The sequence below is a fragment of the Chitinophagales bacterium genome (genome assembly GCA_013816805.1).
In the GTDB taxonomy this organism is placed as follows: Bacteria; Bacteroidota; Bacteroidia; order Chitinophagales; family UBA10324; genus MGR-bin340.
The window spans coordinates 210,157-222,750 of sequence record JACDDS010000005.1 but is presented as its reverse complement, the minus strand read 5'-3'; the positions used below and the strand labels follow the sequence as shown (position 1 = coordinate 222,750).

Here is a 12,594-nt window from a genome sequence, read left to right as displayed (position 1 = left end):
GCTTGCACATAGAGCAGATTTATCAGCATGTCAGGAGCTAATATTTACTTGTTCGTATATGTTAATTGGCTCTTCGTATTATAAAAGACCTGCTCTATCGATTATTTGTAATTCTCCTTTTGGGGTCGAGTTACTTTAAATATTGAAAAACACAATTATCCTATAAATATTATACCTCCATGAAATCCCATCATCAATCCATTATTATTTGTTGCATTTACTTTTTATATATTACCTCTGAAGTACATGCACAGACACCCAAGCCAACCAACCTAAGCGTATCCAACATCAAAAGTTGTTCGGGTAAGCTAAGTTGGAGTCCCCAACCTACTGCTATTGGTTATGAGGTACGATACAAGCCGGATGGTTTAACCCAATCGCCACCTGTAGATGTAGCATTAAATACCTTCTATACTTTTACAGGATTAGATGCATCTAAAGGATATACATTAAAAGTAGCCGCAAAATATCCATCTAATCAAAAAAGTAAATATGCTGCAAAAAAAATCATTACGTCCTCCTGTTCCTTACCGGAAAATGTATTGGTGATTAGTGTTGATTCTGCGAGTGCTCAAATTTCCTGGCAGGGTTGCCCTTCCGGTAATTTCCAGGTGCGGTATAAAATAAATAATACAGTTACCTGGAACTATATTGTGTGTGGTAGTGCAATGCAGGTTAATCTGCAACCGTTGCTATCAGATTCCACTTACAATTATCAGGTTTGTGGATGTGTGGATACTGCGGGGAACTGGACAAAAACGGATACTTTCACCACAACTCCATGCAGTAATCAGACGCCGTCCAAGCCTAATATTATTGTACTGTTAATGGATGATGCACGAATTAATACATATAGTTGTCAGCATGCTCCTTCTTTTTTTCATACACCGTCTATAGATCGCATTTGCCACGAGGGCGCTGCTTTTGAAGATAATTATGTTACCTGCTCATTATGCGTTCCTGCCAGATCCTCGCTTCTAACCGGCCTTTATCCTCACCATCATGGTGCAATAGATCTGCAGGATGACATTGATGTGGGAATTCCAACACTTCCCATTATTTTAAGCCAGCAGGGTTACTATACTGCTATGGTGGGTAAATACCACATGTCCATGAACCCGGTTGAAGGATGGGATTATTGGCTTGCTACTACTTCCGGGGGCAGCTATTTTAACAAAACCTTTAATTGTAATGGTATATCTAAAAAGATTTCAGGACATAGCACAGATGTTATCACTGATTCTGCCGTTGCAGTAATTAACAGAACTGCCGGTAATTTCTTTTTGTGGGTTGCTTATAATGCTCCACACGATCCAATTCAGCCCCAGACACAATACGCCAATTCTTTTGAAAATGATGTGATGCCTGTTAAAGGAAATCTGGACCGGTATACTATAAATTACCCGTCGTTTCTGTATGTTTTGCCCGAGGTATTTTTTTTGCGGCAAGATTCGGTTGATGCAACAACCCGTCACTATTACCAATGCGTAGCAGGTGTGGACAGCAGTGTTAAACGAATCAGGGAAACATTGGAGGCAAAGGGTATTCTTGACAATACGCTAATTATTATAACCAGTGATAATGGCCGTATTATTGGAGAACATGGATTAAATCAAAAGATTTTTCCTTATGAAGAATCAATTCGTACTCCACTTTGGGTGCGTTATCCTGTATGGTTTGGCGACTCTACCGTTGTTAATGATAAGGTTTCTCTAAACATTGATGTTGCTCCTACCATCCTGGAAGCGGCAGGCATTGAGGATACTTTTCACTTTGATGGAATTTCCTTGAGAAAGCTTGCCACAGGTGAATTATCAAGAAATAATGTGATGTATGAATACCTTTATTCAACTGCAAATTTCCCCACCATGCCCTGGATTCGGAGTGTTCGTGACAGCCAGTATAAGTACGTTAAATATGGATGCAATCAGATAACTGAAGAATTCTTTGATATTCGGAATGATTCTTTGGAGCTCATCAATCTTATCAAAAAAAGCGAACTTCAAACAGTGATTCAGCAATACCGGGATCAGATGGCACAGCTTCGCACTCAATATGGAGATACCATTAAGGAAACTTTAATTTCCTGTGATTTATCGAATATTGAAATGTCAAAACTAATTAATGAAAGGGAAGCTGAGGACGACCAAATTATAGTCAGTCCAAACCCAGCTTTTACAACTGTAAATATTAGCGGAAACTTCAGCAACTATAAAACAACCACTGCTGATCTGAGGATAGTAAATGCATTAGGCCAGCTGATATTCACTGCAACAGTTCCCTGCTTAGGAGGCAGTTTTGAATATAATTTGGACTGTAAAAAGATAAAAAACGGAGGAGAATACTTTGTGTCGATAAAGGATAATGACAGCATTATTAGCCAGGCATTTCATGTTATTAAATAATTATTGCAGGGGAATTTATTCTTGAGATGAAAGGTTATTTTTATTCCATTCACCTGTACAAACGCCGGTTGAAGTCACCAGAAATTTAATCAATAGCTTTAGGTATTAATTATTTGTAAAAGCCACAATTTAATCTGACAGGCAGGGATTAATTTAGAGTTTACTAAAAACATTAATTAACCCCAAAACTGTCAGAAATGAAAACTGAAACCAAGTTAGTAAAAAGCAAATTAGGACTCATCAAGTTAGGCCAAAAGCTAGGTAACGTATCAGAAGCTTGCAAAGTAATGGGTTATAGCCGTGATAGTTTCTACCGGCTAAAGCAACTGTACGATAGCGGAGGAGAAGCCGCCCTTCAGGAGATCAGCCGCAGTAAACCTATTGTTAAAAACCGTGTAAATAGGATTTTGCTGATCAACTATCTATAAAATAATTAATTTAATATTTTTTTTTAAAAAAACTCTCGTTTTATGAAAAAGATTTTACTTTTCATTCTCATCCTCCCGCTCCCCTATTTTCTTAAGGCCCAATGGATTGAAGTTGGAACAGGTTTCACCGCTGATCTCAGGATTCAGGATATAGAAGCAATTGATGCTTCTACAGCATGGGCGGTCGCGAATAGTGAAGATTTTTATTCGTATGTGGAAACGCTTGACTTTACGCGCACTTTAGATGGTACTAATTGGATCGCAGGAACAATAACCAATCCCGATGCAGCGAACCATTCATTTTCCAATATTTCAGCTATTAGCGCAGATGAAGCATGGGTTGCCATGTATTCTATCACTGGTGGGGGAGGAATCTTTCACACTGCTGATGGGGGGATAACGTGGGAACATCAAACAACAGCCAAATTTGCAGCGCCCTCAGGTTTTCCCAATGTTGTACATATGTTTTCGACTGACAGCGGGTTCTGTATGGGTGATCCCAATGGTGGTTATTTTGAAATTTATACAACTATTGATGGCGGAGATAACTGGGTGCGTGTTCCTGAAGTTAACATTTCTCCTTCTCTTAGCGGTGAGGTTGGAATTAGTGAAGATTACTGGGTTACCGGCAATACAATTTGGTTTGGTACACAATTGGGAAGAGTGTATAAATCCACAGACAAAGGTTATACATGGACTGCCGCCATTACAGGGATGAGCTTAGTTTGGGATATCGCTTTTACGGATGAAAATAATGGCATAGCCATTGATATCGATGAATTTAAGATAACTGCAGACGGCGGGCTCACGTGGAACAGTGCAAGTTACACAGGCAATCCTCGTGGCTTTTCTGCTGAAGCTATACCTGAAACAAATACGATTATTACCTGCGAGTGGAACTTGCTCTTCTATTTCGATGATGAACCCGGTTCTTCATATAGTACGGACCACGGAACTACGTGGATCGAAATGGACACAATTCAATGATTTGTTTGAGTTTTTTAAACACCACGACTGGATGGGCAGGGGGATTCAATGGAGGAGATCCCTCAAAGGGACTTTATAAGTATGCAGGTGATCCTGTTGGAATTAATGCAATCTCGAATTCGCAGGCATCTCTCATTTTGTATCCGAACCCTGCAACAGAACATGTAATCATTCAATTGGCAAATGCGAATGAGAATATGTTGAAGATTTCGTTAACAGATATGCTTGGTGAAAAAGTATATGAGCAATCGTTTAGTAAAACCGGTAAATCTTTTACCCGTGAAATGGATGTGAGTAATTTATCAAAGGGGATGTACCTGGTAACTGTTGAACAGGGAACACTTTATGGAATTCAAAAAATGATTCTAGAATAATTCTCCCTTTGCGCTTATTGATTCAAAAAACTTAATAGAACGTTGATCATTTGGGCAGTAGTACATAAAGTTTTATAACACTCAGCGACCACACAGTGGCAGATACTGCTTTGGCAAAACACCATTGCTAATTTTTATCGATAGTAAAACTCTTGCAACAGATAAGGAGCTGGATAAAAACAATTTGAAAAATCTTCATCATGATTTTTTACTATTATTATGATGTGGTAAACGCTGTTCGCGTTTTCCACATCCAACAAAAAAAGTCCACTGTCTGTCAGATTAAATAGTAGTGATTACAAATTATTGAGTTGAATAGTGTTCAGCTTTTTCAATAGTTGATCCATTTTTTAAAATTATTATTGGTTGATTTTTTTTCCTCTTTGGGAAAATAATCCCACTCCACCTGCTATCAGGACATCGCGAGGTAAGCTGACAGTCATCTAAAATCAGCTTCGATTTACCTTGTAAAATTATTTTGGATCCGGGAGGCATAGATACCGGGCAATGCATAATTAAAGTGGATCCTCTTAAGAGTATAAGATCTCCAAAAAGATCAATAGATTTTTTCCATTCTACGCTGTCATTAGCTTTGATAGTAATAGTCCTGGAGGAATCATAGTGACACCAATCCTGTACGAGCATGTTGCGCTGTGTACCATCCTTTGAAAAATTATAGCATTCCTTACCTAATTGGCAGGGAGTAAAAGAATTCTGGTAAGCATTATAATCCATTACATTATTTGAAACATGATCGCATGGAGGATTGCCAAAGTTCCAGCATCCCGGGTTCAGAGGTGTGTCATCGCAGCCATCATTATTGTTCCAGGTATGGGATAAACCCAGGCAATGACCCAATTCATGGTTTAACAGGGCCGCAGCGTTCCAGAAGTCAAAACGTATAGAATCACCCTGTGCATTTACTCCGCTCGGATGTTTCCACAGATAGTAGCTGCCGACAATTTTAGCCCATGGGCCGGTTCCAATTCCATCATTAGTAGCGCGGTAGGTATGGCTTTTTAAACTGTCAGGGTCATGCTCAATTAAAAAAATGTTGATTACATGCCCTTTCTGAATGCCGTATTTTTCATATTGATATGGTATGTACACATTATATTTTCCTTTTTTATTCATTGAAAAAAGAGTATCGTCACGATGAAAATAGATTCCATCATCACCTGTTGATCCGGGCTCACCTGTAATCTGATAACGATAGGGAACAGGCAAAACAGCCGTGGTATTACCAGCAGGTAAATTCATTTTTTGATTTTTAGACAATCGTCCATTAGCGTTGTCAACCATCTGCTTTACCCATAGGCGGCCCTCATCCTCTGAAAAATTTTGTTTTCCTTTTGCATCCTGAATTACATGAACATTTATACGGACCACGCGTTCAGGCGTTAATTCGGGATGAAGGGTATCCGGAACATAAGTCTGGTACAGGTTACAGGATTTGCAAACAACCTTCTTAGATGAATCTATAATGATATCTTCCATGGTGGCAAATCTGAAACAGCTGTTTTGCGCTGATCCATAAGCTGAAAGGCACAGTAGTAATAAAGACAAAAAAAATTTCACCTTGTTTAAATTTATGAAGGCAAATTAACTGTTTACGTAATTACAATGCGAACTGCCTTTTGAGTTTATTTTATATTGAATTAGGTTTGCAATAAAAAGAATGCGCACGTTTTTATTTTTATTGGTATTAAGTCTTTTTATAAGCTGTGAACGGGCGAGAGAAAAAGAGGTGGTTCAGATCAATGCTTCTATAGATTCAGTAAATAAATATTTAGAGAACGGTACCATCGATTCAGCCAGAACTCAAAAAACGGAGGAATCGATTAATCGGTTTGTACAATTCTATTCAAAGGATTCACTCGCATCCAAATATCTTTTCCAGCTGGCAGTAATTTATGAAAAACAACGCAGCTTCGCCAAATCTCTAACAACACTGGAGCAGGTATATCAAAAATACCCCAGTTCAAAAGAAGCACCTAATGCGGTTTTTTTACAGGGATTTTTATACGCCAATGTTTTAAACAACCTTAATAAAGCAAAAGAAAAATATCAGCTATATCTTAGTAAGTATTCAAACATCAATCCGAAAGTAACAAGGGATGTACAATTGGAAATTCAAAATTTGGGTAAAACTCCAGATGAGATTTTAAAAGAAATACAGGAAAAATCAAAGCAGGATTCAACCGTTAGGCCTGTTTGATCAGTTCATTCTTTTACAGCCTCCCGTATTATTGCGCGCATCTCGTCCTCAGATATATTTGTCTTTATTTTTCCATCTATGGTATAGGAAATATATCCTGTTTCTTCTGATACTATCAAAGCGATTGCATCCGTATGTTCTGTAATTCCGATGGCTGCCCGGTGACGAAGACCTGCACGTCCCGGAACATCGGCACTTTCTGAAAGTGGTAAAACTGTTCCTGCGAAAACAATTTTATTTCTCGAAATAATAACGGCTCCATCATGCAGTGGACTGGTTTTTACAAAAATACTTTCCAGGAGCTTTGCTGATATATCACCGTTAATTTTAACTCCCGCATTATTTAGATCGTGCAATTTGAAGGCAGAAAAGAAAACCAGTAATGCACCCGTTTTAGTGTCGGAAAAATGTTGTACAGCATTATTAATCTCCATTATATCCTGTTCCTGCTGCTGCGAACGTTTTTGGTTTCGCTTTCTGAATAAATCAAATAAGTTACCCCGGTCGCTTACACCTGCCTTCCCGATCTGAAGCAGAAACCTTCTGACTTCCGGCTGGAAAACAATCAATAAAGCGATAACACCGGCATTCACAAACTGGCCCAAAATACCCGACAACACTTCCAGTTTCAATATTCGTGCAACTATATAGGCGAAGTAAATTATGAGCATTCCAAAAAAGATATTAATGCCCAATGTGCCTTTTACAAGACGGTACAACTGATACAATAGAATAAGAACAAAAATCAAATCAATGACTTCTATTATTCCAATTTCATAAGTAAAGATTTTAAACACCATCATTATTCATAGCTTCAATCAATTTAATAGTTTCTTTCGCTTCCCTCACATCATGCACTCTTAAGATAGTAGCACCATGCAGAAGTGCTATGGTGTTTAATACAATGGTTCCAGGAAGTGCTTTCGGCGGATCAACTTTCAAAACTTTACAAATCATAGATTTTCTTGAAAGCCCTGCAAGAATGGGATAACCAAAAACATGGAATACAGAGAGCTGTTTAAGTAACTGATAATTATGAGCTATCGTTTTTCCAAACCCAAAGCCGGGGTCAATAAGCAAATCATATACGCCCAACGTATTTAGCTCAAAAATCTTTTGCTTAAAAAATTCAAAGACCTCCATCACTACATCTTCATAATGCGGCTGTTCCTGCATGCTCTGCGGAGTTCCCTGCATGTGCATGAGTATATAAGGAACTTTATAGCGGGCTACTGTCTCAAAAAGGTTTGCATCAAATGAGCCCGCAGAAATATCGTTAACCATTGAAGCGCCATGGATGATTGCTTCCTCAGCCACTTTTGACCGGTAGGTATCAATAGAAATGATCACCCCCGGGAATTGTTTTTTAATAAGAGAAATTGATGAAATAACACGATTTAATTCCTCTTCTATACTAATTGAATCTGCCCCTGGCCGTGTAGAAATTCCTCCTATATCAAGAATAGAAGCACCTTCATTTAACATCTTTTCGGAAAGCAGCAATAATTCTTTTTCATTGTTTATAAATCCTCCATCATAAAATGAGTCAGGAGTTACGTTAATGATTCCCATTATTTTGGGTGATGAAATATCAAGTAACTTCCCATTACAATTGAGCGTGGTTTTAGGTGAAAAGATTGTATTTTTCGCAACCATTATTTTTTAGTTTTAAATCCGCGCCAAATATTTAGAATGTCAGAATTTACTTCTGCTTCCTCAGCAATGCAATGTTCTTCAAAAATATCCGTAAATCTTGGAAAGTGAAACCAGCCGGCAGTTTGATGCGGCGATAGAGCAGTGTAGAAATGTATTTGAAAAGAAATCCAATGACTACGGCACGTCCTGGAGGGTTCTTCGGCTTGCATCACTGGCAGACCAGATATTTATTAAAGCGCAGCGGATACGGACTATTGACCACCTGGCAGAAAAAAAAATTGATGAAGAAATGGACAGTGAATTTATAGGGATTGTGAATTATTCGGTGATTGCATTGATTCGCCTGCAGATTGGAGCACAAATAGAGGAAGAGATAAATCATAGTCAGCTTATAAAATGGTATGATGAAAAAATTGCTGAGGCAAAAAAATTGATGCTTGCAAAAAATCACGATTACGGAGAGGCATGGCGTAATATGCTTTTATCTTCTTTCACAGATTTAATTATGATGCGTGTTTTGCGAATCCGCAAAATTTCGCAAAATGAAGGTGTAACACTGGCTTCGGAAGGTATTGATGCAAACCTTTTTGATATAATCAATTACGCTATTTTTGCGCTTATTAAAATCAGGGAACACGCTTCACAATAAGGTAGAAATTCGAACAATATTACATGAGATGAAACTTTTATGAAAGCATCGAAAATCATTCTATGGATTCTTCGTATTTCCGTTGGATTGCTTTTTATTTTTTCGGGATTTGTAAAGGCCGACGATCCGCTTGGATTTTCTTATAAGCTTCAGGAATATTTCGAGGTATTCCACTTCGAATTTTTAAATGGCATTGCGATTTATCTATCAATGATCATGAGCACCCTTGAAATGATTTTGGGTGCCTTGCTCATCTTTGGAATCCGGATGAATTTTACGATGTGGCTGATGCTGATCCTGATAATATTCTTTACGTTTCTTACAGCATATTCGTACATCACAGGAAAAATTACAGACTGTGGCTGCTTTGGAGATGCTATTAAGCTTACTAATTCTGAAACATTCTGGAAAGATGTGATTTTGCTGATATTGGTAATTTTGCTGTTTCTTTCGAGGAAAACAATAATACCGGTATTTGGAAATATGCCGGGTAATATTATCGCAGGACTCACTATTGCAGTCGGAATATTCTTTACGCTGTACTGCTATCGCCACTTGCCTTTGATAGATTTCAGAGCTTACAAAGCCGGGAACAATATTCGGCAGCAAATGACCTTGCCCCCGGGCAAAAAGCCTGATCAGTACGTAACTATTTTAACATACAAAGACAAATCATCCGGAAAGCAGGAAAAGTATGTAATGGCATCCGGAAGCGGGGATGATGCAATGTTGAAAGCAAAAGGGTTACAACCTTTACCATGGCAGGATTCCGTATGGATGAATAACCATGATTTTGTAAGCAGCAACAGTGAAATTATTGTTAAGGGAGATAAACCTGCAATTACCGACTTTCATGTCTGGGATAATGATAACAATGATGTTACATCGCAGGTGCTGGATCAACCGAATTACCATTTCTGGATAGTAGCTTATGATATGGAAACTGCAAATAAAAAATCATTTGCAAAGATTGAAAAGCTTTCATCTTCCTGCGAGCAGCATAATATTCCATTTACCGGGCTGACGGCTACACCTTATAATATTCTTGATCCTATCAGGCATAATTTAAATGCAGCGTTTCCCTTTTACTATGCAGACGGCACCGTATTAAAAACCATTATCCGCTCTAATCCCGGATTGATTCTTCTAAAAGGTCCTGTGGTTCTCGCACAATGGCATTATAACGATATCCCTGCATTTGAAGAAGTAAATATTAAATATTTAACCAGGTAATACTGAAGGGATGGTTGATTATTGAAGGACACTTAATGTTTGTTTGCGGACCGATTGAATCTGGAAATACTCATCTCTTATAACGATGCAATTTCATGCGCTTTTAAATACAGCTTCGCGGATATTTCTCATAGGATTTATGGCTTCCGGAAAAAGTACCCTGGGAAAGGAGCTGGCAGATTTAATGCAGCGAACCTTTATAGATCTGGATGAGCTGATTGAAAAAAAGGAGAATACCTCTGTTACTAATATATTTTCCTTAAAAGGTGAGGATTATTTCAGGGAGATAGAATCGGCCACTCTTAAATCCTTGAGTAATTTTTCAAACGCAGTGATTGCTACAGGTGGCGGAACGCCATGCTTTCAGGATGGTATTCACTGGATGAATAAACATGGTATCACTGTTTATCTGAATGTTTCCCCAACCGTCCTCAAGCACCGTTTATCGCTTGAAAGATCTCATAGGCCACTACTGGAAAGTTATAAAGATGAAACCTTGCTGGATTATATAATTTTCAAATTATCCGAGCGCGAACCATTTTATATGCAAGCTAAACTTATTGTAGCTGCTGATAACATTGCAGCACCTCTTTTAGCACAGGCAATCCGGAATACTATATCAGATAGTTCCCATCTTAATGGGGCAACAGATGTTTAGCGTAGGTCTGATCATTTGCTCTTCATGCGGAAAAAGCCTTTGTAACTACTCGTAACGATTTGCCATTTCATATTCCAGAGTATAAGTTAAATGACAATTAAACTTATTTTTATCCACAAGTGGTAAAAAGTGGTAGAAAGTGTAAAAATATTTTTACTTTTGAAATCACTTAATCTATTTAATGGCTCAAACCCGCTTCCTGGGCGAATTTCCCTGTACCCTTGATGATAAGGGACGGTTTCTTTTCCCGGGTGGATTAAAGAAGCAGGTTCCGGCGAAAGCAAAAAACAGGTTCATTATCCACCGTGGCTTTGAAAAGTGTTTGGCCATGTACGCATTTCATGACTGGCAGGATATCAGTGCAGAAGTTAATCGCCTCAATTTGTATGTTAAAAACAATCGTGATTTCGCCAGGTATTTTTTTCGCGGCGCCACTGAAGTTGAGCTGGATGGCACGAGCCGAATGCTGTTGCCAAGATCATTATGTGAATATGCTGATATAAAAAAGGATATACTGCTTTTAGGCTATGCAAACCGCATAGAAGTATGGAGTGAACAATTATATCACAGACAGATGGATGAAGAGCCGCGTGATTTTGTTAAGCTGGCAGAAGAAGTAATGGGAAGATTAATAACGGTTGCAAAGTAGTGTTACAAAGTATGTTGTATCATGAACCTGTGCTATTGAAAGAGTGCATAGACGGTTTGAATGTGCAGTCAGATGGAATTTATGTTGATGTCACCTTTGGTGGCGGAGGACACACCAAATCAGTTTTGAACAGACTGGACAACGGTAAAGTGTTTGCGTTCGATCAGGATGAAGATGCAATTAAAAATACAATAAATGATAATCGGCTGATATTGATTCATCAGAATTTCCGGTACCTGAAAAATATGCTAAGGGTAAATAATGTACAAAGTATAGATGGACTGATTGCCGATCTGGGGGTTTCGTCTTTCCAGATAGATACATCGGCAAGAGGGTTTTCACACCGTTTCGGAGGTCCTCTGGATATGCGTATGGACAAGCGGAATAAAATTTCAGCAGCTGCTATTATTAACTCCTATGATGAAAATCAGCTGCAAAAAATTTTTAGTGAATACGGAGAATTGCGCAATGCAAAAACTTTGGCGCAAATAATTGTATCAGCCCGCAATCAAAGGGAAATAAATACCATCGAAGATTTAATGGAATCAATTCAATCAGGTATCAGGGGTAATTCCCACAGGTATCTATCCCAGCTGTTCCAGGCTTTACGTATTGCAGTAAATGGCGAACTGGAAGCATTGAAGGCAATGCTCATGGGATCTAAAAATGTTTTGAAATCCGGTGGGAGACTGGCAGTAATCTCTTATCATTCCCTGGAAGACAGGATTGTAAAAAATTTTATTCGTACGGGGAATACGGAGGGCGAACTGGAGAAAGATGATTTCGGAACCATAAAAAAATATTTTGAGCCACTAAACAAAAAGCCAATAACTCCCGGCAAGGAGGAATTAATAAGAAACCCCAGATCTAGAAGCGCGAGATTAAGAATTGCAGAAAAAATATAATACGATTACTTTTTTCTAATCTATTAAAAATAAACTATGGCAGCTGTAAGTAATCAGAGAAAACCAATCACGGTAGAAGAACCAATACCCACACCAAAAGAAAAAAAGACGGTATTCTCTAAAAGGAACTGGCTATATGAATCGCTTGACTTTAGTCGCTTCGTACACCATAAGACGATAATACGTACACTGCCATTTGTATTTTTTATCTCTTTTCTGGGAATGCTTTACATCGGGAATGCACATTATTCTGAAAAAAATATTTTGCAATTGAACAAAATGGAAACTGATATGAATGAACTGCGATGGAATTATATGACCTCTCAATCAGAACTGGAATTTGTGAGCAAAAAATCAGAGGTAGCAAAAGTAGCAGCGCGCAGTGGATTGAAGGAATTAAATAAACAACCGGCAAAAATCGTGCTTCCGTAA

General features: G+C 38.3%; 13 protein-coding genes and 1 pseudogene. 11 read left to right on the top strand and 3 right to left on the bottom strand.

Annotated elements, in window-relative coordinates; all coding sequences use genetic code 11:
* Window positions 1-179: 179 nt before the first annotated feature.
* The 4 genes and pseudogenes from H0W62_06080 to H0W62_06065 all read left to right on the top strand — a co-directional run bounded on the left by H0W62_06080 (window position 180) and on the right by H0W62_06065 (window position 4,194).
* Window positions 180-2,405: a sulfatase-like hydrolase/transferase gene (locus H0W62_06080; protein ID MBA3648106.1), complete on the top strand. Its 2,226-nt coding sequence runs from the start codon at window positions 180-182 to the stop codon at window positions 2,403-2,405.
* Window positions 2,406-2,602: 197 nt separating this feature from the next.
* Window positions 2,603-2,803, top strand: a pseudogene (locus H0W62_06075) (helix-turn-helix domain-containing protein).
* Window positions 2,804-2,875: 72 nt separating this feature from the next.
* Window positions 2,876-3,820 carry a hypothetical protein gene (locus tag H0W62_06070; protein MBA3648105.1) on the top strand — a complete coding sequence of 315 codons (945 nt, stop codon included), beginning with the start codon at window positions 2,876-2,878 and terminating at the stop codon, window positions 3,818-3,820.
* A 5-nt stretch (window positions 3,821-3,825) separates the two neighbouring features.
* The gene (locus tag H0W62_06065; protein MBA3648104.1) at window positions 3,826-4,194 is read left to right on the top strand and encodes a T9SS type A sorting domain-containing protein; all 369 of its coding nucleotides are present in this window, start codon (window positions 3,826-3,828) and stop codon (window positions 4,192-4,194) included.
* Between the two features lie 303 nt (window positions 4,195-4,497).
* Here H0W62_06065 and H0W62_06060 read toward each other — a convergent pair whose 3' ends face one another.
* Window positions 4,498-5,691 (bottom strand): hypothetical protein, encoded by a 1,194-nt coding sequence (locus H0W62_06060; GenBank protein MBA3648103.1) that lies wholly within the window; start codon window positions 5,689-5,691, stop codon window positions 4,498-4,500.
* 181 nt (window positions 5,692-5,872) lie between these two features.
* On the opposite strand from H0W62_06060, the gene H0W62_06055 reads away from it, so the two are divergent.
* Window positions 5,873-6,412: a tetratricopeptide repeat protein gene (locus H0W62_06055; protein MBA3648102.1), complete on the top strand. Its 540-nt coding sequence runs from the start codon at window positions 5,873-5,875 to the stop codon at window positions 6,410-6,412.
* Between the two features lie 5 nt (window positions 6,413-6,417).
* On the opposite strand, the gene H0W62_06050 is transcribed toward H0W62_06055, so the two are convergent.
* Window positions 6,418-7,215 (bottom strand): TIGR00159 family protein, encoded by a 798-nt coding sequence (locus H0W62_06050; GenBank protein MBA3648101.1) that lies wholly within the window; start codon window positions 7,213-7,215, stop codon window positions 6,418-6,420.
* The gene (gene folP, locus H0W62_06045) at window positions 7,202-8,068 is read right to left on the bottom strand and encodes a dihydropteroate synthase (GenBank protein MBA3648100.1); all 867 of its coding nucleotides are present in this window, start codon (window positions 8,066-8,068) and stop codon (window positions 7,202-7,204) included. Before folP ends, H0W62_06050 begins: the two co-directional genes overlap by 14 nt.
* Before the next feature lie 97 nt (window positions 8,069-8,165).
* On the opposite strand from folP, the gene H0W62_06040 reads away from it, so the two are divergent.
* The 6 genes from H0W62_06040 to H0W62_06015 all read left to right on the top strand — a co-directional run bounded on the left by H0W62_06040 (window position 8,166) and on the right by H0W62_06015 (window position 12,594).
* Window positions 8,166-8,717 carry a DUF1599 domain-containing protein gene (locus H0W62_06040; protein MBA3648099.1) on the top strand — a complete coding sequence of 184 codons (552 nt, stop codon included), beginning with the start codon at window positions 8,166-8,168 and terminating at the stop codon, window positions 8,715-8,717.
* A 39-nt stretch (window positions 8,718-8,756) separates the two neighbouring features.
* Complete coding sequence (locus H0W62_06035) at window positions 8,757-9,950, top strand: DoxX family protein (GenBank protein MBA3648098.1); 1,194 nt, start codon at window positions 8,757-8,759, stop codon at window positions 9,948-9,950.
* 139 nt (window positions 9,951-10,089) lie between these two features.
* Complete coding sequence (locus H0W62_06030; GenBank protein MBA3648097.1) at window positions 10,090-10,608, top strand: shikimate kinase; 519 nt, start codon at window positions 10,090-10,092, stop codon at window positions 10,606-10,608.
* Between the two features lie 181 nt (window positions 10,609-10,789).
* On the top strand, window positions 10,790-11,257 hold the full coding sequence (mraZ, locus tag H0W62_06025) for a division/cell wall cluster transcriptional repressor MraZ (GenBank protein ID MBA3648096.1): 468 nt from the start codon (window positions 10,790-10,792) through the stop codon (window positions 11,255-11,257).
* Between the two features lie 11 nt (window positions 11,258-11,268).
* Window positions 11,269-12,162, top strand: coding sequence for a 16S rRNA (cytosine(1402)-N(4))-methyltransferase RsmH (gene rsmH, locus H0W62_06020; GenBank protein ID MBA3648095.1), 894 nt, complete (start codon window positions 11,269-11,271; stop codon window positions 12,160-12,162).
* Between the two features lie 36 nt (window positions 12,163-12,198).
* On the top strand, window positions 12,199-12,594 hold the full coding sequence (locus H0W62_06015) for a hypothetical protein (GenBank protein ID MBA3648094.1): 396 nt from the start codon (window positions 12,199-12,201) through the stop codon (window positions 12,592-12,594).